This is a genomic window from Mesorhizobium monacense, assembly GCF_056781675.1.
Window position 1 is genome coordinate 562,026 of record NZ_CM165567.1, and the last position, 21,508, is coordinate 583,533.

Annotated in this window: 16 protein-coding genes; 10 read left to right on the forward strand and 6 right to left on the reverse strand. The window is 65.2% G+C overall.

The window, feature by feature from the left end:
* Window positions 1-103: 103 nt before the first annotated feature.
* From AC1RUK_RS02610 to amaB, 9 genes are all read left to right on the forward strand, one after another.
* Window positions 104-1,300, forward strand: a complete 1,197-nt coding sequence (locus AC1RUK_RS02610) for an acyl-CoA dehydrogenase (protein ID WP_481836884.1) — start codon at window positions 104-106, stop codon at window positions 1,298-1,300.
* A 156-nt stretch (window positions 1,301-1,456) separates the two neighbouring features.
* Entirely contained in the window at window positions 1,457-4,816 is a 3,360-nt protein-coding gene (locus tag AC1RUK_RS02615; protein ID WP_481836883.1) for a transglutaminase family protein, read from the forward strand.
* 6 nt (window positions 4,817-4,822) lie between these two features.
* A complete protein-coding gene (locus tag AC1RUK_RS02620; protein ID WP_481836882.1) occupies window positions 4,823-7,234 on the forward strand; it encodes a circularly permuted type 2 ATP-grasp protein in 2,412 nt (803 codons plus the stop codon).
* Between the two features lie 13 nt (window positions 7,235-7,247).
* Window positions 7,248-8,132 (forward strand): transglutaminase family protein, encoded by an 885-nt coding sequence (locus tag AC1RUK_RS02625; protein ID WP_481840176.1) that lies wholly within the window; start codon window positions 7,248-7,250, stop codon window positions 8,130-8,132.
* 131 nt (window positions 8,133-8,263) lie between these two features.
* On the forward strand, window positions 8,264-9,199 hold the full coding sequence (locus AC1RUK_RS02630; RefSeq protein ID WP_481836880.1) for a glycosyltransferase family 2 protein: 936 nt from the start codon (window positions 8,264-8,266) through the stop codon (window positions 9,197-9,199).
* Window positions 9,200-9,385: 186 nt separating this feature from the next.
* Complete coding sequence (locus AC1RUK_RS02635) at window positions 9,386-10,465, forward strand: DNA topoisomerase IB (protein ID WP_481836879.1); 1,080 nt, start codon at window positions 9,386-9,388, stop codon at window positions 10,463-10,465.
* Window positions 10,466-10,573: 108 nt separating this feature from the next.
* Window positions 10,574-10,948, forward strand: a complete 375-nt coding sequence (locus AC1RUK_RS02640) for a YciI family protein (RefSeq protein ID WP_436173268.1) — start codon at window positions 10,574-10,576, stop codon at window positions 10,946-10,948.
* Window positions 10,945-12,219, forward strand: coding sequence for an RNA polymerase sigma factor (locus AC1RUK_RS02645; RefSeq protein ID WP_481836878.1), 1,275 nt, complete (start codon window positions 10,945-10,947; stop codon window positions 12,217-12,219). Before AC1RUK_RS02640 ends, AC1RUK_RS02645 begins: the two co-directional genes overlap by 4 nt.
* A 171-nt stretch (window positions 12,220-12,390) precedes the next feature.
* Entirely contained in the window at window positions 12,391-13,905 is a 1,515-nt protein-coding gene (amaB, locus tag AC1RUK_RS02650; RefSeq protein ID WP_481836877.1) for an L-piperidine-6-carboxylate dehydrogenase, read from the forward strand.
* 86 nt (window positions 13,906-13,991) lie between these two features.
* Here amaB and AC1RUK_RS02655 read toward each other — a convergent pair whose 3' ends face one another.
* The 6 genes from AC1RUK_RS02655 to AC1RUK_RS02680 all read right to left on the reverse strand — a co-directional run bounded on the left by AC1RUK_RS02655 (window position 13,992) and on the right by AC1RUK_RS02680 (window position 20,080).
* Complete coding sequence (locus tag AC1RUK_RS02655) at window positions 13,992-15,080, reverse strand: ABC transporter ATP-binding protein (protein WP_481836876.1); 1,089 nt, start codon at window positions 15,078-15,080, stop codon at window positions 13,992-13,994.
* On the reverse strand, window positions 15,067-16,005 hold the full coding sequence (locus tag AC1RUK_RS02660; RefSeq protein ID WP_481836875.1) for a PfkB family carbohydrate kinase: 939 nt from the start codon (window positions 16,003-16,005) through the stop codon (window positions 15,067-15,069). The genes AC1RUK_RS02655 and AC1RUK_RS02660 overlap by 14 nt, the downstream gene beginning before the upstream one ends.
* Window positions 16,006-17,028, reverse strand: a complete 1,023-nt coding sequence (locus AC1RUK_RS02665) for an SIS domain-containing protein (RefSeq protein WP_481836874.1) — start codon at window positions 17,026-17,028, stop codon at window positions 16,006-16,008.
* Entirely contained in the window at window positions 17,025-17,870 is an 846-nt protein-coding gene (locus AC1RUK_RS02670; protein ID WP_481836873.1) for a carbohydrate ABC transporter permease, read from the reverse strand. The genes AC1RUK_RS02665 and AC1RUK_RS02670 overlap by 4 nt, the downstream gene beginning before the upstream one ends.
* Window positions 17,870-18,754: a carbohydrate ABC transporter permease gene (locus AC1RUK_RS02675; protein WP_481836872.1), complete on the reverse strand. Its 885-nt coding sequence runs from the start codon at window positions 18,752-18,754 to the stop codon at window positions 17,870-17,872. The genes AC1RUK_RS02670 and AC1RUK_RS02675 overlap by 1 nt, the downstream gene beginning before the upstream one ends.
* An 87-nt stretch (window positions 18,755-18,841) precedes the next feature.
* Window positions 18,842-20,080, reverse strand: coding sequence for an extracellular solute-binding protein (locus AC1RUK_RS02680; RefSeq protein WP_481836871.1), 1,239 nt, complete (start codon window positions 20,078-20,080; stop codon window positions 18,842-18,844).
* A gap of 211 nt (window positions 20,081-20,291) precedes the next feature.
* Here AC1RUK_RS02680 and AC1RUK_RS02685 point away from each other — a divergent pair, with 211 nt between their 5' ends.
* Window positions 20,292-21,506 (forward strand): ROK family protein, encoded by a 1,215-nt coding sequence (locus tag AC1RUK_RS02685; RefSeq protein WP_481836870.1) that lies wholly within the window; start codon window positions 20,292-20,294, stop codon window positions 21,504-21,506.
* Window positions 21,507-21,508: the final 2 nt, after the last annotated feature.

A 21,508-nucleotide genomic window follows, 5' to 3' on the forward strand; every position in this document is an offset into this window, starting at 1 on the left:
GGAGGCGGATAAGCCGGGCACTTCAAGATTTTTTGTTTATGCATGTCGTTGTCCCAAAACCGCTGAACACTTTTGGGCGACATGCATTGGGAGACCGAGAGCCATGGCCGCCGACAAGAACGCGTTCGTCTGGGAAGACCCTTTCCTGATCGAGAACCAGCTTTCGGAAGACGAGCGCATGGTGCGCGACGGCGCGGCGGCGTTTGCCGCCGACAAGCTCGCGCCGAAGATCGAGGAAGCCTACCTCGAGGAAAAGACCGATGCCGGCATCTTCCGCGAGATGGGCGAGGCCGGCCTGCTCGGCATCACCATCCCCGAGGAATACGGCGGGCTTGGCGCCAACTATGTGACCTATGGCCTGGTGGCGCGGGAAGTCGAGCGCGTCGATAGCGGCTATCGCTCGATGATGAGCGTGCAGTCGTCGCTGGTGATGTATCCGATCCATGCCTATGGCTCGGAGGCGCAGCGCAAGAAATACCTGCCGAAGCTCGCCAGCGGCGAATGGATCGGCTGTTTTGGTCTGACCGAACCGGATGCCGGCTCCGATCCCGGCGGCATGAAGACGCGGGCCGAGAGGACGGCGAGCGGCTACAAGATTTCAGGCTCGAAGATGTGGATCTCCAACGCGCCGATCGCCGATGTGTTCGTCGTCTGGGCGAAGTTGAAGGGCGAGAACGGCAAGGACGAAATCCGCGGTTTCGTGCTGGAGAAGGGCATGAAGGGCCTGTCGGCGCCGAAGATTGGCGGCAAGCTCAGCCTGCGCGCATCGATCACCGGCGAAGTGGTGATGGAAGGCGTCGAGGTCGGCGAAGACGCGCTGCTGCCCAACGTCTCCGGGCTGAAGGGACCGTTCGGCTGCCTCAACCGGGCACGCTACGGCATTTCCTGGGGCGCGATGGGTGCTGCGGAAGATTGCTGGCATCGCGCCCGCCAGTATGGCCTCGACCGCAAGCAGTTCGGCAAGCCGCTGGCCGGCACACAGCTTTTCCAGAAGAAGCTCGCCGACATGCAGACCGAGATCGCGCTCGGCCTGCAGGCCAGCCTGCGGGTCGGGCGGCTGATGGACGAAGGCAAAATGGCGCCGGAAATGATCTCCATCGTCAAGCGCAACAATTGCGGCAAGGCGCTCGACATTGCCCGCCAGGCCCGCGACATGCATGGCGGCAACGGCATCCAGATCGGTTATCACGTCATGCGCCACGCGCAGAACCTGGAAACCGTCAACACCTATGAGGGCACGCATGACGTGCACGCGCTGATCCTCGGAAGGGCGCAGACAGGGTTGCAGGCGTTCTTCTAAGCTGTGAGGTGATGCCGGTCTGACCTGAATCTCAACACACCTTAGCCGGCAACCGTTGCTTAAATTAGGTGCAGCGCAACATCTCTGCTTGGAGAATGGCAGCCATTTGTGTCAGGGTTCGGCGAATTCGTTTGAAACGCCGACTTTCGGGGTCCCATGGCAATTCTGGCAGCCGTCTACCACCTGACCCACTACAAATATGACCGGCCGGTCGTTCTCGGCCCGCAAGTCATCAGGCTGCAGCCGGCGCCGCATTCCCGTACCAAGGTCTTGAGCCATTCGCTGAAGGTCGAGCCGGCGAACCATTTCGTCAATCTGCAGCAGGACCCTTACGGCAATTTCCTTGCCCGCTTCGTCTTTCCGGAACCGGTGACGGAACTGAAGATCGAGGTCGACCTCGTTGCCGACATGACGGTCTACAATCCGTTCGATTTCTTCGTCGAGCCGTCGGCCGAGACATTTCCATTCGAATATCCGGAAGAGATACGCGACGATCTCGCCATCTACCGGACGCCCGAGCCGGCTGGGCCGCTGCTGTCGGCATTCCTGAAAACCATCGACCGCAGCCCGACCAACACCGTCAATTTCGTCGTCGACCTCAACGCGCGCCTGCAGCGCGAGATCGCCTATATCGTACGCATGGAAACCGGCGTCTTCTCGCCTGAGGAAACGCTGGCCGCGGCCAAGGGATCGTGCCGGGATTCGAGCTGGCTGCTGGTGCAGATCCTGCGGAACCTCGGCATCGCCGCGCGTTTCGTCTCCGGCTATCTGATCCAGCTGAAGCCCGATCTCGTGGCGCTCGACGGTCCAGCCGGAACCGCCGTCGACTTCACCGATCTCCACGCCTGGTGCGAGGTCTATCTGCCGGGCGCCGGCTGGATCGGCTTCGACCCGACTTCCGGCCTGCTCACCGGCGAAAGCCATGTGCCGCTGGCGGCGACGCCGCATTTCCGCAATGCCGCCCCCATCTCCGGCATGGCGAGCTTCGCCAATGTCGAATTCGGCTTCGACATGCGGGTCGACCGTATCGCCGAGCATCCGCGCATCACCAAGCCGTTTTCGGACGAGAGCTGGCAGGCGCTCGACGCGCTGGGCAACAAGGTCGATGCCGCGCTCCAGGCCGGCGACGTGCGGCTGACCATGGGCGGCGAGCCGACCTTCGTGTCGATCGACGACTTCGAGTCGGCCGAATGGAATACCGCCGCCGTCGGTCCGACCAAGCGCGAAAAGGCCGACGCGCTGATCAGAAAACTGCGCGAACGCTTCGCGCCGGGCGGTTTTCTGCATTATGGGCAGGGCAAATGGTACCCCGGCGAGAGCCTGCCGCGCTGGACCTTTTCGCTCTACTGGCGCACCGATGGCGAGCCGGTGTGGAGCGACCCGTCGCTAATCGCGCGCGAAAAGAGCAGCGACGATATCGGGCCGCAGCAGGCAGAAAGCCTGCTGACGGCGATCGCCGGCGAACTCGGCATCGACAAGGAGATGGTCAGCGAAGCCTATGAGGATCCGGCCGAATGGCTGCTGAAGGAAGGCAAGCTGCCTGACAATGTCGATCCGTCCAACTCGAAGCTGGAAGACCCCGAGGAACGCAGCCGCATGGCGCGGGTGTTCGAACGCGGCCTGACCAAGCCGTCAGGCTATGTGCTGCCGGTTCAGCGCTGGAACAGCGAGGCTTCCGGGCAGCGCTGGCGCTCGGAGAAATGGAAGACACGGCGCGGCCGCCTGTTCCTGGTGCCTGGCGATTCACCGGTCGGCTACCGCCTGCCGCTCGGCACGCTTCCCTATGTGCCGCCTGCGCAATTCCCTTACATCGTGCCGGTCGATCCGTCGCTGCCGCGCGGTCCGCTTCCGGCGCGTGAGGCCATCTTGCCCGCAGGGGCGCCGGCCGAGCTCGAAGGTGCCGACGAAATGGCGCGCCGCCAGCAGGCGGTGTCCTTCACGGCCGCGACCGGCCAGCAGGACCGTGTCGAGCAGGAGATCACCGAAATCGGCGGCGCGGTGCGCACAGCACTCTCGGTCGAGCCGCGTGACGGGCGGCTCTGCGTGTTCATGCCGCCGGTCGAGGCGCTGGAAGATTATCTTGAACTGGTCGCGGCGGCCGAGAACGCGGCCAAGGCGATCGGCCTGCCAGTGCATATCGAGGGCTATGGTCCGCCGCACGACCCACGCCTCAACGTCATAAGGGTGGCTCCCGATCCGGGCGTCATCGAGGTCAACATCCACCCGGCCGCGAATTGGCAGGATTGCGTGGCGACGACCACGGCGATCTACGACGAGGCACGGCAGACGCGGCTCGGCGCCGACAAGTTCATGATCGACGGCCGCCATACCGGCACCGGCGGCGGCAACCATGTCGTGGTCGGCGGCGCGACGCCCGACGATAGCCCGTTCCTGCGCCGCCCCGACTTGCTGAAGAGCCTGGTGCTGCAATGGCAGCGTCATCCTTCGCTTTCCTATCTGTTTTCGGGCCTGTTCATCGGTCCGACCAGTCAGGCGCCGCGCTTCGACGAAGCGCGCCACGATTCGCTCTACGAGCTCGAGATCGCGATGGCGCAGGTGCCGCATCCGGACAAGGGCGCAGCACCCTTGCCGTGGCTGGTCGATCGGTTGTTCCGCAATCTCCTGACCGACGTCACTGGCAACACGCATCGCTCGGAAATCTGCATCGACAAACTGTTCTCGCCGGATGGGCCGACCGGCCGGCTCGGGCTGGTCGAGTTCCGTGGCTTCGAGATGCCGCCCAATGCACGCATGTCGCTCGCGCAGCAATTGCTGGTGCGCGCCATCATCGCGCGCGCCTGGAAGAACCCACTCGACGGCCGCTTCGTGCGCTGGGGCACGTCGCTGCATGACCGTTTCATGCTGCCGCACCATGTCTGGGCGGATTTCCTCGACGTGCTCGACGATCTCAAGCTCAACGGCTTCGAGTTCCGTCCCGAATGGTTCAACGCACAGCTCGAATTCCGCTTTCCCTTCTGCGGCGAGGTCCAGCATGAGGGCATCAAGCTGGAATTGCGGCAAGCGCTGGAGCCCTGGCACGTGATGGGCGAACAAGGCGCCATCGGCGGCACCGTGCGTTTCGTCGATTCCTCCGTCGAGCGGCTGCAGGTCAAGACCGAAGGCCTCAACCCGGAGCGCCATGCCGTCGTCTGCAACGGTCGCCTCGTGCCGATGAAGGTGACCGACAACAGGGAGGTCGCGGTGGCGGGCGTCCGCTTCAAGGCGTGGCAGCCGGCATCGGGCCTGCACCCGGCGCTGCCGGTCAACACGCCGCTGATCTTCGACATCTATGACCGCTGGTCGGGCCGGGCGGTCGGTGGCTGCGTCTATCATGTCGCGCATCCGGGCGGGCGCAGCTACGACACCTTCCCGGTCAATGGCAACGAGGCCGAGGCGCGGCGGCTCGCCCGCTTCGAGCCGCGCGGCCATACGCCGTCCGGCTATGTTCTGCGCGACGAAGAAGCCTCTGAAGATTTCCCGATGACCCTTGACCTCAGGCGGCCACCAAGACTCTGATCAACGATGGCAAAGGGGAATCAGAAAAAGATACGCGGCAAGCCGCTGACGCACAGTCTGCTGGAGCACTACCAGCCGATCGACGGCGTCGTCGACGAGATGGTCGATGCATCGGGCAATCCGCGTCCGGTCTGGCAGAATTTCATCGAGGCGCTGGAGGTGCTTGGGCCGGAAAAGCTCGGCCAGCGTTTCGCCCGCGCCGACCAGTATCTGCGCGACGCCGGCGTCTATTACCGCGTCTACGACAAGGCCGGCGCCAATGAGCGGGAATGGCCGCTGGCGCATGTCCCGCTGCTGATCGAGGAAAAGGAGTGGGCCGACATCAGCGTCGGCCTCGTCCAGCGCGCCAATCTTTTCGAAGAGATATTGGCCGACATTTACGGGCCGAACCGACTGGTCGACAACGGCACTCTGCCGGCCGGCCTGATTGCGGCGAGCCCCGAATATTTGCGGCCCGTCGTCGGCACCAGGCCGGCCAGCGGCCATTTCCTCCACATGCTCGCCTTCGAACTCGGCCGCGGGCCTGATGGACGCTGGTGGGTGCTTGGCGACCGCACGCAGGCGCCGTCAGGGGCGGGATTTGCGCTGGAGAACCGCGTCGCCACGACGCGCGCGCTGTCCGACATCTATGGCGAGATGCATGTGCATCGGCTTGCCGGCTTCTTCCGTCGCTTTCGCGATGCGCTGATCGGCATGGCCAAGGTATCGGGCGGCCGCGTTGCCATCCTGACGCCGGGCCCGCTCAACGAAACCTACTACGAGCACGCCTACATCGCCCGCTATCTCGGCATCATGCTGCTCGAGGGCGAGGACCTGACGGTCTCGGGCGGCAGGTTGATGGTGCGCACGGTTTCGGGGCTGAAGCCGGTCGGCGTGCTGTGGCGGCGACTCGACGCCGCCTTCGCCGATCCGCTGGAGCTCAGGCCGGACTCGCAGATCGGCACGCCGGGGCTGGTCGAGGCGATCCGCCAGGGCGCGGTTTCGGCCGTCAACGCGCTTGGTTCCGGCCTGCTGGAAACGCGGGCGCTGCTGTCGTTCCTGCCGAGGATTGCACGCGAATTGCGGGGCGAGGAGCTTCTCTTGCCCAGCGTCGCGACTTGGTGGTGCGGACAGGAGAGCGAGCGCCGGCATGTGCTCGCCAATCTCGACCGCATGGTTGTCGGTCCGGCGCTGTCGACGCGGCTTGCCTTCGAGGACGACGATTCGACCCGGCTCGGGTCTACACTGTCCGACGAGGAACGGGCCGAACTGGTCGCCCGGATCGAGCGCGATGGCGGCGGCTACGTCGGACAGGAAGCGGTGACGCTGTCGACCACGCCGGTCTATGTCGGCGGCTGGCTGGAGCCGCGGCCGGCAAGCCTGCGCGTCTATCTGGCGCGGACGCCGGAAGGCTGGACGGTCATGCCGGGCGGTTTTGCCCGCGTCGGCTTCTCTCTCGATCCGACGGCGATCGCCATGCAGCGTGGCGGGCAGGCAGCGGATGTTTGGGTGGTCAGCGACCGGCCGGTGGAGCGCGAGACGCTGCTGCCGCAGGAGCACGACAGCTTCACCCGCACCATGCCGGGCAGCCTGCCCAGCCGCGCGGCGGAGAACCTGACATGGCTCGGCCGCTACATCGAGCGATCGGAAGACACGGTGCGCATCCTGCGCGCCTATCACGTGCGGCTGGCCGAGACCCCCGACCCCGAGATGCCGCTGCTTGCCGATATCAGGGATTATCTCGAACCGTTCGGCATCGACGTCGGATCGGCGATCCCGCTCGGTCTGATCAGCACTCTGGACAGCGCCGTCTACAGCGCCGGGCAGATCCGCGACCGGTTTTCGCCCGATGGCTGGCTGGCGCTGAAGGATCTGTCGAAAACCATCCATCAATTTGCGAGAACCGTGGCGCCGGGCGACGACGCGACACGAGCGATGACGGTGATCCTGCGCAAGCTCGCCGGGTTCTCGGGCCTGCTGCATGAGAATATGTACCGCTTCACCGGCTGGCGGTTCCTGGAAATCGGCCGGCGGCTGGAGCGCGGCATCCAGATCGCCCGCACGCTGGCCTGCCTGACCAGGACCGGAGCGCCGGACGGGGCGCTCGACATGATGCTGGAGATCGGCGACAGCGTCATGACCCACCGGCGGCAATATCCTGTGCAGGCCGGGCGGCGCACGGTGATCGATCTCCTGGCGCTCGATCCGCTCAATCCGCGCTCCATCCTGTTCCAGCTCGAGCGGCTGAAGGCGGAAATCGGGCTGTTGCCCACGGTCGGCGGCGAGGGGCACATGTCGCCGGCGGCGAAAGAGATCCTGCAGCTCAACACGGCGATCGCCGTGATGGAGCCTTCGGACATGACGGCGGATGCACTCGACGATCTCGCCGGCGAGATCGGCGGCCTCTACAACAGCCTCGCCAAGGCCTATTTCGGATAAGACCAAGGCAGCCATGCTCTACGACATCAGGCTTCATCTGAGCTACGACTACGATGCCGCGGCCGGCGGCGGCCGCCATCAGGTACGCGTGCTGCCGCCGACCATCTCAGGTGTGCAGCGGGTGGTTGCCGCGTCTCTGTCCTTCGCGCCGGCGCCCAGCGAACGCGTGGATTTTTCCGACTTTTTCGGCAACAATGTCACCTCGATCGCCGTTCGCGATGCCCATGATGCCTTGGATATCCGGATGAGCGCGCGCGTGTCGGTGTCGCGCCCGGAGCCCGGGCTCGACGTGTCGCCCGGCATAGACCGGTTCAAAGAGGAGCTCGGCGCGGTGCGCTCGCTGGCTCCCGATGCGCCGCATCACTTTCTCGCCGCCAGCGATCATGCCGGCATCGACGCGGCAATCACAGCATACGCGCAAGAGAGCGTCGCCGGCTCGACCGCCGGCACGGTCATGGACCTCTGCAACCGCATTCATCGCGATTTCACCTATGACGGCAAGGCGACCACCGTCCAGACCCGCGCCAGCGATGCCTTCGGCCTGAAGCGGGGCGTCTGCCAGGATTTTTCGCACATCATGATCGCCGGCCTGCGCGGCCTGGGCATTCCGGCCGGCTATGTCAGCGGCTTCCTGCGCACCATTCCGCCTAAGGGCAAACCCCGGCTGGAGGGCGCCGACGCCATGCATGCCTGGGTGAAGGCATGGTGCGGCCGCGACGCCGGCTGGCAGGAATTCGACCCGACCAACGGCATGCGGGCGAGCAACGACCACATCACCGTCGGTTACGGCCGCGACTATTCCGATGTGGCGCCGATCGTCGGCGTGCTGAAGACCACGGGTGGACAGGTCGGCGAGCAAGCGGTCGACGTCATTCCGGTGGCCCTCGAGAAAGTCTGACCGGATCCCAGGTTCAGGCTGTTCGTAAATCTCCGGGCGAGCAAAGACTGCTTCTCAAACGCCGATGCTGCCGTTATCTTAGGCACACGGGTTGGGGCCGCCGGACGCATGCGCCGGCGAGGGGTTTGCCATTGAAATCGGTCAGCGTCATCATTCCGGCACATAATGCGGCGGCCACGATTGCTGGCACGCTGGCGTCGCTTCGTTCAGAGGCGGCAGTCATCGGCGAGGTGCTGCTGGTCGACGATGCGTCCTCGGACGGCACGGCTGCGGTGGCTGAGGACGTCGCCGCGCGGCTGGCCTTGCCGCTGCGCGTGATCGCGTCGAGTTGCCGGGACGCCGGTGGTGCCCGCAACCTGGCCCTGGCGCAGGCGGACTGCCCGTGGATATACATGATCGATGCCGATGATCTGCATGTGGAAGGCGGCCTGAGATCGCTGCTTTCGCGAAGCGACGCGCAACCGAGAGCCGAGATGGTGGTCGGCGCCTTTCGCCGGCGCACCAAGGGCGAGCATCACCAGTTCAAATTGCCGTACGGCTATACGGCTACCGGCATCGCCAACGCCTCGGCCTATCTGGAAGGTCAGGTTCGCTCGATCGCGGTCGGCAGTGCGCTGGTGTCTCGGCGCGCGGTCGGCGAGACGCGGTTCCCGACCGCGCTCGCTTATGACGAGGACACGCTGTTCTGGGCGCGGTTGATGTGCCAGGCTCCGCTTGCCGTCATTGCACAGCCCGTCATGACCTACTTCGTCTCGGCGGAGCGCTCCGACGACCGTTTCACGATCAAGCCGGCACAACGTTTCCTCGCCTGGCGCCACGCCCTGCGTCAACTTGCCGACTGCGGCATCGCCAAGTCGACACTGAAAACGAGGGAAGGCCTGGTCGCGCTCAAGATCGCCCGCGTCCACTATGCGCGCGGCGACTTTGCCACGGCAGCGCGGTTCCTTGCCGTGGCCAAGGCCGCGCCCAAGGTCCCCTCGGACATATGGCGCTGCATGCGCTACCAGTTCAAGCTCGCGGTGCGGCGCCGTTTCTCCATTCCGCGCGTCCAGCTGCAAAGTGCCTGATAGGCGTTTCGGCCTCGGCCGTTCCCCCAGAACAGGAATCCGCATCGCGATTGCAAGCCGCCCATGTCTTCCATGGTGGCTTGTCTGCGGCCGGCCGATCGCCGTCGCCGATGAGGCCCCAAACGGGTCAAGCGGAACCTGCAAGCCCGTCCAGCGCTTATCTACGGAAGATTCCGTGGAGGGAGCATGTTCGACAATTCCGGGTCGCCGCGCGCCGGACAGGGCGCATCGAAGAGCGGTGCGCAAGGTGCCGCCATCCAGGCCTCGCTGACCTACGTCACCGACGCCGAGCCCGGTATCCGCCGCCTCGGAGCCGGCAAGCGCTTCTCCTACAAAGGACCAAATGGCCGCGTCGTGAGCGGATCCATTCGCGCGCGCATCAAGGCGCTCGCCATACCGCCGGCCTGGACCGATGTGTGGATCTCGCCCGATCCGGAAGGCCACATCCAGGCGACCGGCCGCGACCAGCGCGGACGCAAGCAGTATCGCTACCATTCCGCATGGGCCGAGGAGCGCGACGGGGCCAAATATTCGAGCCTGGTCGCCTTTGCCGAAAGCCTGCCTGAACTGCGCCGCCGGATCGATGCCGATCTGCGCCGCCATGGCCTGCAGGCGGAGCGCGTCGTCGCGGCGGTCGTCTGGCTGCTCGACAACACCATGATCCGCGTCGGCAATGCCGCCTATGCGCGCGACAACAAGAGTTTCGGACTGACGACGCTACGCGACCGTCATGTCGACATCAGCGGCTCCAGCCTGCGCTTTGCCTTCAAGGGCAAGTCTGGCAAAGAATGGAAATTGAAGCTGGTCGATCGCCGGATCGCCAGGATCGTGCGCGGCGCCCAGGACCTGCCGGGGCAGACGCTGTTCCAGTATCTCGACGAGGACGGCAACAGGCATCCCGTGCGTTCCGACGACGTCAACCGCTACATCCGCGATGCGGCCGGCGCGGATTTCAGCTCCAAGCACTTCCGCACCTGGGGCGGCACGATCCATGCCGCCTCGCTGTTTGCGCAGACGGAGGTTCCCGACAGTCAGGCGCTAACGAAGCGGGTGATGAACGGCGTCATCGAAAAGGTGGCCGAGCGGCTCGGCAATACGCGCGCCGTCTGCCGCAAATGCTACATTCATCCGACGGTCTTCGAGGCCTGGTCGCAAGGGCGGCTGCTCGGTGAAATGGCGCAAGCGAACAAACGCAAGCGGGCGATATCGGGGCTCGATGAAGAGGAGACGCTAACCCTGCGATGGCTGAAGATGCAGGAGAGCTGATGCGGGCGGGCGGGTTCCGGTGCGGCATCGCAAGGCCGAATTTTTTTATCGACCTTATGTCGGGAACGGTCCTACTGTCTCGTCCTTTGACAGAGAAAAGGACCGATCATGCTTTACGCTATCCTCTGCTATGCTTCCGAAGACGTCGTTTGCTCCTGGAGCAAGGAGCAGGACGATGAGGTCATGGCCAATCTCCTCAACGTCCAGGAAAAATACGCCCAGGCCGGCCGGCTTGGCCCGGTGGCGCGGCTGTTGCCGACGACCGCCGCGACAACGCTGCGCAAGGTCAAGGGCGAAGCGGTGGTCATCGATGGGCCGTTTGCCGAGACCAAGGAACAGTTCCTCGGCTTCTACACGCTCGAATGCGCCGATCTCGACGAGGCCGTGGAGTTCGCCCGCGAACTCTCCGAGGTCAACCCCAGCGGCGGCTCCTACGAAATAAGGCCGGTTTCCGTCTTCAACCCGAGCAAGGCTGCCGCATGACCGAGCTTGCCTGGATCAGCAATGCGATCAGCACCGCCCGTCCGCAGGCGATGGGCGCGCTGCTGCGCTACTTCCGCGACCTCGACGCCGCGGAAGAGGCTTTCCAGGATGCATGCCTCAGGGCACTGAAGAACTGGCCGAAAAACGGCCCGCCGCGCGATCCCGCCGCCTGGCTGATCTTCGTCGGCCGCAACAGCGGCATCGACGCGGTGCGCAAGCGGTCCAAGCAGGCGCCGCTGCCGGAGGAGGACCAGATCTCCGACCTCGATGACGCCGAAAGCGATATCGCCGAGCGGCTGGACGGCGCGCACTACCGCGACGACATTTTGCGGCTGCTGTTCATCTGCTGCCACCCGGACCTGCCGGCGACGCAGCAGATCGCGGTGGCGTTGCGCATCGTCTCCGGCATCACCGTCAAGCAAATTGCGCGTGCCTTCCTGGTCGGCGAAAGCGCCATGGAGCAGCGTATCACCCGTGCCAAGGCGCGCATTGCGGACGCCGGCGTGCCGTTCGAGACGCCGGGCGCGGTCGAGCGCTCGGAGCGGCTCGCCGCCGTCGCCGCCATGGTCTATCTGATCTTCAACGAAGGCTATTCGACCAACAGCGGCGAGGCGCCGGCCCGTGCGCCGCTCTGCGAGGAGGCGATCCGGCTGGCGCGTCTGCTGCTCCGGCTGTTCCAGACCGAGCCGGAGATCATGGGCCTGACGGCGCTGCTTTTGCTCCAGCATGCGCGGGCACCGGCTCGTTTCGACGAAAACGGAGAGATCGTGCTGCTCGAAGACCAGGACCGCAGCCTGTGGAGCCGCAAGATGATCGACGAGGGGCTGGCGCTGGTCGACAAGGCGCTGCGCCATCAGAAGCCCGGACCCTATCAGGTGCAGGCGGCGATCGCCGCCCTGCATGCGCGCGCGGAAAAACCCGAGGATACCGACTGGACCGAGATCGACCTGCTCTACAGCCTGCTCGAGCAGATGCAGCCGTCGCCGGTGATAACGCTGAACCGCGCCGTCGCGGTGGCCAAGGTGCGAGGGCCGGAGGCGGCACTTGCCATGATCGAGCCGCTCGAACAGAGGCTGTCCGGCTATTTCCACTTTTTCGGCCTCAAGGGCGGCCTGCTGATGCAGCTTGGCCGCGGCGAGGAGGCACGTGTCGCCTTCGACCGCGCCATTGCGCTGGCCAATACGGCCGCGGAAGCCGCCCATATCCGCATGCATATCGACCGGCTGATCAAGAATGGCGCCACGAAGGCCGCCGCAAAGACAGCGCGCTGAAGCCTTTTCCCGTCTGGCTCAATCGTGTCGTCCGGGCTTAGACCATGCCGGGGTGGCGGTTTTTCCCTGAAACGAGTAATGCCACGCCATGACAGCGCCCGATGGCACGATGGTGCGTGGCGCAAGGCTTGACCTCCGTCCCGTGAGCGACGGGATCTGAAAGGGACAAAAATGACGATAGCGAAGGAAACGGCCGAACTGCTGGCGAAACTGGGCGTTGCCAAGGATGCGCTTGTCGGTGGTGACCTCATCGTGCGCAGCCCGGTGACGGGCGAGCAGATCGCGGCGCTGAAGACGATCTCGCCGGCCGACGCGGCAAAGACCATCGATGCCGCGCACAAGGCGTTCCAGACCTGGCGGCTGGTGCCGGGGCCGAAGCGCGGCGAGCTGGTTCGCCTGCTCGGCGAGGAATTGCGGGCGCACAGGGCCGAGCTTGGCCGGCTGGTGTCGATCGAGGTCGGCAAGATCCCGTCCGAAGGCCTCGGCGAAGTGCAGGAGATGATCGACATCTGCGATTTCGCGGTCGGTCTTTCCCGGCAATTATACGGCTTGACCATCGCCACCGAGCGCCCCGGCCATCGCATGATGGAGACCTGGCATCCGCTCGGCGTCGTCGGCGTCATTTCGGCCTTCAACTTCCCGGTGGCGGTGTGGTCGTGGAACGCAGCCCTTGCCCTGGTTTGCGGCGATGCCGTGGTGTGGAAGCCGTCGGAAAAGACGCCGCTCACCGCACTCGCCTGCGAGGCGATTTTTGCGCGCGCAGTCAAGCGCTTCGGCGCGGATGCGCCGCAGGGGCTGGCGCCGGTGCTGATCGGCGACCGCGCCGTCGGCGAGATTCTGGTCGACCATCCGAAGGTGCCGCTGGTTTCGGCCACCGGCTCGACCCGCATGGGCCGCGATGTCGGCCCGCGGCTGGCCAAGCGCTTCGCGCGTGCCGTGCTGGAGCTCGGCGGTAACAATGCCGGGATCGTCTGCCCGACGGCCGATCTCGACATGGCGCTGCGCGCCATCGCCTTCGGCGCCATGGGCACGGCCGGCCAGCGCTGCACGACGCTGCGGCGCCTGTTCGTGCATGACAGCGTCTACGACGCCCTGCTACCGCGCCTGAAGAAGGCCTATCAGAGCGTTTCGGTCGGCAATCCGCTGGAGACTTCGTCGCTGGTCGGCCCGCTGATCGACAAGGCCGCCTTCGACAACATGCAGAAGGCGCTGAAGGAGGCTACCGCACATGGCGGCAAGGTGACCGGCGGCACGCGCGTCGAGAACGGCCACCCGGATGCCTACTATGTACATCCGGCGCTGATCGAAATGCCCAGGCAGGTCTCTCCGGTGACGGAAGAGACCTTCGCGCCGATCCTCTATGTGATGAAATATTCCGATTTCGACACCGTGCTCGACGAGCACAATGCGGTCAGCGCCGGACTGTCGTCGTCGATCTTTACCCGCGACCTGCAGGAGTCCGAGCGCTTCCTCGGCGTCGACGGTTCGGATTGCGGCATCGCCAACGTCAACATCGGCACGTCGGGCGCCGAGATCGGCGGCGCCTTCGGCGGCGAGAAGGAGACCGGCGGCGGTCGCGAGAGCGGGTCCGATGCCTGGAAGGCCTATATGCGCCGCGCCACCAACACGGTGAACTATTCCAAGGCACTGCCGCTGGCGCAGGGCGTGTCCTTCGACATCGACTGAGTAATCGAATCCGTTTCGGCCGCCGCGACCGCCGAACTGTCAAACAAAGAACCGACAACGCCCCGAGGCGTTGTCGGTTCTTGTTTTTAGATGGCTATTTCGAAGGCTTTGCCGGTCGCCGGATCGAACAGGCGCAGCGCGTCTTCGTCGAAGGTGAAGACGCATGGTTCGCCCTTGGCGACGCGGACGCGTGGCGGCAGGCAAGCTGTCAGCCGTTGGTTGCCGATGCGGGCGGTGGTGACCAGTTCCGGGCCGGTAAGTTCGACCACTTCGATCTCGACCGGCAACGAAAATTCTGGGCTTGTTCCGGCCGCCAGGCGAAGCGCCTCGGGCCTGATGCCGACAACGACCGGCGCGCCGTTCGGTGCCGAATTCCTGAAGCAGGCGGGCAGCGGCAACCGCACGTCCGAGCCGGTTATTGCCAACTGTCCATTCTCGACGGTTGCCTGCAGCATGTTCATCGACGGCGCGCCGACGAAGCCCGCCACGTAGAGCGTCGCCGGCTGGTTGTAGATGTCCTCGGGTGCGCCAAGTTGCTCGATCCTGCCGTCGCGCATGACGGCGATGCGTGTTGCCAGTGTCATCGCCTCGATCTGGTCGTGGGTGACGTAGACGACGGTGGTCTGCAGCATCTGGTGCAGGCGCTTCAACTCGGTGCGCATTTCCAGGCGCAGCTTGGCGTCGAGGTTTGAGAGCGGCTCGTCGAAGAGAAAAACCTGCGGCTTGCGCACCAGCGCCCTTCCGATGGCGACGCGCTGGCGCTGGCCGCCGGAAAGCTGGCCGGGCTTGCGGTCGAGCAGGGGTTCGATCTGCAGCAGTTTCGCCGCGTCGCGTACCGTCTTGTCGCGCTCGGCGACAGGCACCTTGCGCATCTCCAGCCCGAAACCGATGTTGCGGTGAACGGTAAGGTTCGGATAGAGCGCGTAGGACTGGAAGACCATGGCGATGTCGCGGTTCTTGGGATGGACGCCGAGCACCGAGCGGCCGCCGATCAGCACTTCGCCGCTGGTCGCTTCGGCGAGGCCGGCGATGATGTTGAGCAGCGTCGACTTCCCGCAGCCGGACGAGCCGAGCAGTACCAGGAACTCACCGCTTTCCAGCGCGATGTCGATGCCTTTCAGCGTCTCGACGGCGCCGTAGTTCTTGCGGATGTCGCGGATTTCAAGCGCGCTCATGGCTGGCGTCCTCGAATTGCAGGGCTCCGCCATAGTTGCGGGGCAAAGTGGAGATGGCGCGGGAGGCCACCTGTGTCGCGAAGGAGAGGCACGAGGCCAGAGATTGATCCCGTGCCTGTGCCGCCAGGAAGGCGGCGTTGAAGACGTCGCCGGCGCCGATCGTGTCGACGACCTTCACGTCGGGCGCCGGCGCTTCGACGAGGGCGCCATTCGGCCCGACGGCAAGGGCGCCTTGCGGTCCGCGCTTGACCACGACTACAGCGCCTTTCTTCATGCCGAACCTGATCTCGCGCGCGGCATCGACGGGGTCTTCCAATGCGGCAAGGGTAAGCGTCTCGACCTCGTTGAACAGCGCCAGCTCGCAGCGCGACAGCCAGGCGCGTGCGGCTGCGCAGTTCGCCGGCGTCCAGCCGTTCATCGGCCAGCCGGTGTCCAGCGCCACGGCAATGCCATGCCTGTCTGCCCAGTCGAAGAACGCGTCATAATCGCGGGTGAGATCGTCGGTGAGGAAGGAGCCGCAGAGCAGCGCGTGTCCGCCTGACAGCCGGCTGCCATCGAGGACCGCAAGCACGTCGGCGAGGCTCAAGCGCGGCAAGTGGCCGCGCGTGGTGAAGAAGGTGCGCTCGCCGTCGGGATGGGTCATGCCGACGGACAGTGTCGTGCCTTCGGGGCACACCGGCCATCTTTCGGCGCGGTGGCCGAAGGCTTCACGCAGCCAGCGGCCGAACTGGTCGTCGCCGACATTGGCGGCGATGTCGAAGTCGACGTCCAGCGCCTGCCAGGCGAGTGCCGTGTTTCCTGCCTGTCCGCCGACACGCAACTCGTCATGGTCGACGACGGTCTCGGTCCCCGCCTTGGGCCACGGTGCGACCGGCCCGACGATCAGGTCGACATTGACGTTGCCGATCACTGCAAGCGGCCGCATTCATTCGCTCCTGGTGATCTTGGTGGAGCGGACCGGCGTGCCGGCATTGTCGATGCGGGCGTCGGCGAAGGCGATCATCAGGCGCTGCGCCACCGGCAGCATGGCCAGGATCGCCGCCAGCCCCGAAGCCGGCTTGAAGGCGAGCGTCACGGCTCCAGCGACCGGCGCCTGTCCGGAGGAATCGAAGATGACGAGCGGCGCGCCGGCCTCGACCACGGAGATGGCCATGGCGGTCACCAGCTCCGCCGTCGGGTCGTCGCCGCGAAACAGGATGATTCCGGTGCGCTGGCCAAGCATCTCCATCGGCCCATGGCGAAGCTGGCCGCCTTCGAGGGAAAAACACGGCAGCCGCGACAGTTCGGCGAGGCCAAGCGCCAGCGCCTCGGCAAGGCCCTGCAGGCGACGGCCGGAGGTGACGATGGTCGTTGCACCGCTCAAGGCGGCAAGCGCGTTGTCGATGTCGGCGTCTTCAGGAGCTTCCAGCGCCGCCAGTGCGGCGGCGGGATCGTCGCCGAGAGCCGAGAGGATGGCCAGATGCAAAGCGAAGCTGACGGTCAGGCTGCGGGTCGCGGCGAAGGCGAGTTCAGTGCCGCCGGCACCGACCAGGCAGGGCACGGTCCGGGCAAGGAAAGATGCGCTCTCCAGCGTCAGGCCGAAGGTATTGGACGCCCTGCTGGATTCTGCGAACCATCTGACGACTTCGGCGCTTTCGCCGGACTGCGAGGTGACGAGCACGGTCCTGCCGGCAAGCGGCAGCGGCTGTCCCAACTGCTCGGAGAGCGGCAGAGCGAGGGCGTCGATGCCGTGCGCCCGGTAGAGCGGTTCGACGGCGCGCCCGACCGCATGCGAGCCGCCCATGCCGAGCAGGAGCAAACGGCCGCTCTGCCGTATCGCGGCTGCGACCTTTGCCGCGATAGTCGCGTTCTGCCTGAACGAGGCGATGGCGTCCGCATGCTGGCGCGCCATTTCGCGGTCGATCGCGAGAAGGCCAGTCGGGCGGGGTTTTCCTGCAGTCATCATCATCCTTTCACGCCGCCGCTGGTGAGGCCGGAAATCAGTGCGCGCTGCATGACCAGGCCGATCAGCACAGGCGGCAGGGCGGCGAGCACGCCGGCGGTGGCGATCAGCCCGTAGTCGGAGACGCGGCCGCCTGCGAGATCGGCGATGGCGACAGTCAGCGTCTTGGCGCGCTGGTCCGAGGTGAACAGCAAGGCGTAGAAGAACTCGTCCCAGGCAAGCAGCACCGCAAACAGCGCCGACGTCGCCACCACGGGTGCCGCCAGCGGCAGCGTGATGATGCGCAGCGTCTGGAACAGGCCGGCGCCGTCGATCATCGCCGCCGCCTCGATCTCGCGCGGTATGGCGTCGAAACCCGATTTCATCAGCCAGGTGGTGAAGGGTGCCAATATGGTCAGGTAGACCACCGCCAGGCCGAAGACATTGTTGAGCAGGCCGAGATAGGAAAGGCCCATGTAAAGCGGCACGGCGAGCGCCACCGGCGGCAGCATGTAGGTGGCGATCACCATCGACAGCGACCAGCCGATCGACGGTGTGCGCGAGACCGCCCAGCCGGCGGGGATAGCGAGCAGCAGTGCGGCAAGCGTCGCCATGCCGGCGATCTCTAGGCTGTTGCGCAGCGATGCGGTGAAGGCGGCTCCGGCGCTGTTTTCGGCCGTCGACAGCAATTGCCGGTAGCGGGAGAAGTCGGCGCTCTGCGGCCACCAGCGCAAAGGCTTGGCGGCGAGGTCGGCGGCCGGCGAAATGCTCATGACGAACAGCCAGGCAATCGGAGCGACGATGACGACGGCGAGCAGGACCGCGCAGACGTAGATGAAGACGGTGAAGGCGGGGCTCTTGCGTTCCATCAGGTGGCACTCCCGGCGGTCTTCTTCACCAGTGCGGCATAGGCGAGCGCCAGCACGGTGACGAGCAAGGTGACGATCAGCGCCAGCGAAGCGCCGGAACCGGCGCGCTGGAAGGAGAAGGCTTCCTGGTAGACGAGGATCGACAGCGTGCGCGTGCTGTTGGCCGGGCCGCCGCGCGTCATCACCCAGATGATGTCGAAGACCTTGAAGGCCTCGATGGTGCGCAGCACCAGCGCCACCATCAGCGGTCCGGCGAGGTATGGCAGGATGACGAAGCGGAAGCGCGCGAACGGCCCGGCGCCGTCGACCAGCGAAGCGGCGGTGATGTCGCGCGGCACGGCCTGCAGGGCGGCGAGCGCGATCAGAGCGACCAGCGGAAAGTTTTTCCAGCAATCGGCGATGATCAGCGCCGCCAATGCGGTACCCGGTTCGCCGAGCCAGGAGCGATAGGCATCGATGAGGTGCAACTGCGTCAGCGTCGCGTTCAGCGCTCCATATTCGGGATTGTAGATCAGCCGCCAGAGCGTGGCGTTGACCACGGTCGGCAGCGCCCAGGGCAGGATCATCAGCGCCCGCAAGAAGGTGCGGCCGCGAAATTCCTGGTTCAGCAAAAGTGCTGCCAGAACGCCGATCACCATTTCTATGGCGACGGACGCGACGGCAAACCAGGTCGTGGTGACCAGCGTGCGCGAAAAGTTCGAGCTGGACAGCATCTTGGTGTAGTTGTCGATGCCGACGAAATTGCCCGCCGTGCCGACCAGCTTGGCGTCGGTGAAGGAAAGCCCGACCGTATCGACGAGCGGCCAGCCGATGACGGCGACCATGACCACGAGAAGCGGCAGCATCAGCAGCCACGCACGGGTCGTCATCCAGGTGCCTGACATAGGAGGCGCCTCTTCTTGTTCTCAGAAAATGCAGGCTCTGAATAACACGGGCGGCCAAAAGCCGCCCGCGATTCAAGGAACGATGGCTCAGAGGCCGCTGTTTTCCGCAGCCGTCTTCAAGGCATCTTCAGGCGTAGCCGATCCGAGCAGCGCTTCCTGGATCGCCTGCTGCAGGGCGGTCGACATCTCCTGGTATTTCGGCGTCGTCGGGCGCGGATACATGGCGGCAAGCCCGACCTTCGCCGTGGCGATCAGTTCTTCCTGGCCCTTGGTGACGGCCGGGTCATCGTAGGACGACGCCCAGATCGGCAGGCTGAGCTTGGCGTACTGGTTCTGCGTCGCCTGCGAGGTCATGAACTCGATGTACTTCCAGGCTTCGTCCGGATGCTTGGAGACCGCGGTGACGCCAAGACCCATCGAGCCGTTGACGGCCGAGACCTCGCTCTTGCCGGCAATGCCCGGCGCCGGCACGACGCCGACCTTGCCCGCGACCTTGCTGTCCTTCGGATTGTTGGCCATGTTGTACATGTAGGTCCAGTTGAGCGCGAAGGCGGCGTCACCGTTCTCGAACACCTTGCGGACGTCCTCTTCGAGGAATTCCTTGGAATTCGGATTTGTGACGCCCGACTTGTAGCTGGCGACCATGTATTTCAGCGCGTCGAGCCCGCCGCCATTCTGGAAGTCCGGCTTGCCGTCCTTGAGGAAATCGCCGCCATAGGCGCTGACCAGCATGGCGTAGTCGCAGATCACGGCTTCGGCCTGCGACCAGCTCCAGGCGATCGGCGTCGCCAGCAGGCCCTTGTCCTTGATGATCTTGGCCTGTTCGCTCAGCTCGTCCCAGGTCTTGGGCGGGCTCTTGATGCCGGCCTTCTCCAGGATTTCCTTATTGTAGAACAGGTACTTGGTGTCGAGGATCCAGGGCATGCCATAGTATTTGCCCTCATACTCGACGGTGGTCCAGGCACCCGGCAGCACGCCCTTCTTCATGTCTTCGGTGATCTTCGACGAGACGTCGACCAGCACCTTGTTGGTGGCATATTCGGCCGGCCAGATGACGTCGAACAGCACGACGTCGTAGCCGCCGCCCGAGCCCTGCGCGAGCACCGTCTTGTCGTGCAGACCCTCATAGGGAACGAATTCGAGATTGACCTTGATGTCCGGGTTGGCCTTGGCGAAGGCATCCGTCATGGCACGGACGTCGGCCTCGCTGTAGGCGGCCTGCGCCATGAAAAGCGCGTTCAGCGTTGTTTCGGCGAAAGCGTGGGGAACCAGCAATCCTCCGACGAAGACCGCGCCCAGAAGCGTCTTACCGATCGATTTCAGCATTTGTCATCTCCCATTTCCGGCGTTGGCGAGTCGGCGTTGCATCGCCTTCCCGAATTGATGTCGCGGTGACCTGGGCTTGCTCGAGCGATCGGAGGCGATAGGCATGGAGCCTTGGCCGTCTTCTTATGGAGCGCTCGGCTTCGCTATTAAGTCAATCCGCTTGACTTAATTAGTCGATCAATCCTTTAATGGTGTCAAGAGGGAAACGCCGGTGAACGAAAACAGCTCGATCCGTGCCAAAAGCGGCACCAACCAGGAAGGCACCAGCGCGCACAACCGCCGCGTCATGATCGAGGCGCTGCGGCTCAACGGCGCGCTGTCCAGAGCCGACCTGGCGCGGGCGACGCAGCTGACCAAACAGGCGGTTTCGAACATCATCGAGGATCTCGAGCGCGACGGGCTGGTCGTCGCCCTCGATACGGTGCGCAAGGGCAGGGGGCAGCCCTCGACCCCCTACAGGCTGGTCCCGGAGGGCGCCTTCGCCATCGGGCTGCAGATCGACCGGCACCTGACTCGAGCGGTCGTCGTCGACCTGGTCGGCAGCGTGCTGACGCGGGCCGAGGCGAACTTGCCGCTCGACGAACCGTCGGAAGGCGTCAAGGTCATCCTCGGTCTCATCGATGGCGTTCGGCGTGAACTTGCCGGCATTTCCAGCCAGTCCGAAAGCCGGCTGGTCGGCCTCGGCGTCGCCATGCCCGGCCCGTTCGGGCTGAAGAATTCCGATGACAAATGGATGATGCCAGCCTGGCAGAAGTTCCCGCTGCTGGAAACGCTGGCGTCAGGCACCGGATTGAATGTCGGGTTGCAGAACGACGCCGCCGCCTGCGCGACGGCGGAGCGCATCGTCGGCGCCGCGCATGGCGTCGACCACGCGGTCTGCCTCTATGTCGGCTACGGCATCGCCGCAGGTCTGATCCTGAATGGCGAGCTCTACACAGGCGGCAACGGCAATGCCGGCGAGATCGGCAGGGCGCTGCTGTCGCCGGCCGGCCCGGGCTCGACGCCGCTCGAACATCGCGCCTCGCTCGCCTCGCTCTACCAGCATCTCGGACTGGATGCCGCCGACGCGCATCTCTATGAGCGGATGGACACGCTGGCGCTGGCCGAGGATCCGAAGGTCATGAACTGGATCAAGGGCGCGGCGCATGATTTGCGCTGGAGCGTGCATCTCATCGAAACGATTTTCGATCCGCAGACCGTGATCCTGACCAGCGGTGCGCCCGAGACGCTGGCACGTCGCCTGCTGGAGGCGATGCAGCCGCTGCTGCCGTCGATCGCCGACCGGCCCGGACGGTCATTGCCGCGCCTGCAGCTCGGCATCACCGATCCGTGGTCGATCGCGCTGGGTGCAGCCGCCGAGCCGATCAGCCGCGCCTTCGAACCGCGTTTCTCGGCGATCCTGAAGACACGCTCCGGCGGGCTCTGAGG

Bases quoted from the DNA above. Each gene is read 5' to 3' on its own strand.
- AC1RUK_RS02670 (WP_481836873.1), bottom strand. From the start codon at position 17,870: ATGGAACGCAAGAGCCCCGCCTTCACCGTCTTCATCTACGTCTGCGCG.
- AC1RUK_RS02655 (WP_481836876.1), bottom strand. From the start codon at position 15,080: ATGAGCGCGCTTGAAATCCGCGACATCCGCAAGAACTACGGCGCCGTC.
- amaB (WP_481836877.1), top strand. From the start codon at position 12,391: ATGACGATAGCGAAGGAAACGGCCGAACTGCTGGCGAAACTGGGCGTT.
- AC1RUK_RS02675 (WP_481836872.1), bottom strand. From the start codon at position 18,754: ATGTCAGGCACCTGGATGACGACCCGTGCGTGGCTGCTGATGCTGCCG.
- AC1RUK_RS02615 (WP_481836883.1), top strand. From the start codon at position 1,457: ATGGCAATTCTGGCAGCCGTCTACCACCTGACCCACTACAAATATGAC.
- AC1RUK_RS02660 (WP_481836875.1), bottom strand. From the start codon at position 16,005: ATGCGGCCGCTTGCAGTGATCGGCAACGTCAATGTCGACCTGATCGTC.
- AC1RUK_RS02625 (WP_481840176.1), top strand. From the start codon at position 7,248: ATGCTCTACGACATCAGGCTTCATCTGAGCTACGACTACGATGCCGCG.
- AC1RUK_RS02610 (WP_481836884.1), top strand. From the start codon at position 104: ATGGCCGCCGACAAGAACGCGTTCGTCTGGGAAGACCCTTTCCTGATC.
- AC1RUK_RS02620 (WP_481836882.1), top strand. From the start codon at position 4,823: ATGGCAAAGGGGAATCAGAAAAAGATACGCGGCAAGCCGCTGACGCAC.
- AC1RUK_RS02635 (WP_481836879.1), top strand. From the start codon at position 9,386: ATGTTCGACAATTCCGGGTCGCCGCGCGCCGGACAGGGCGCATCGAAG.
- AC1RUK_RS02680 (WP_481836871.1), bottom strand. From the start codon at position 20,080: ATGCTGAAATCGATCGGTAAGACGCTTCTGGGCGCGGTCTTCGTCGGA.
- AC1RUK_RS02640 (WP_436173268.1), top strand. From the start codon at position 10,574: ATGCTTTACGCTATCCTCTGCTATGCTTCCGAAGACGTCGTTTGCTCC.
- AC1RUK_RS02645 (WP_481836878.1), top strand. From the start codon at position 10,945: ATGACCGAGCTTGCCTGGATCAGCAATGCGATCAGCACCGCCCGTCCG.
- AC1RUK_RS02665 (WP_481836874.1), bottom strand. From the start codon at position 17,028: ATGATGATGACTGCAGGAAAACCCCGCCCGACTGGCCTTCTCGCGATC.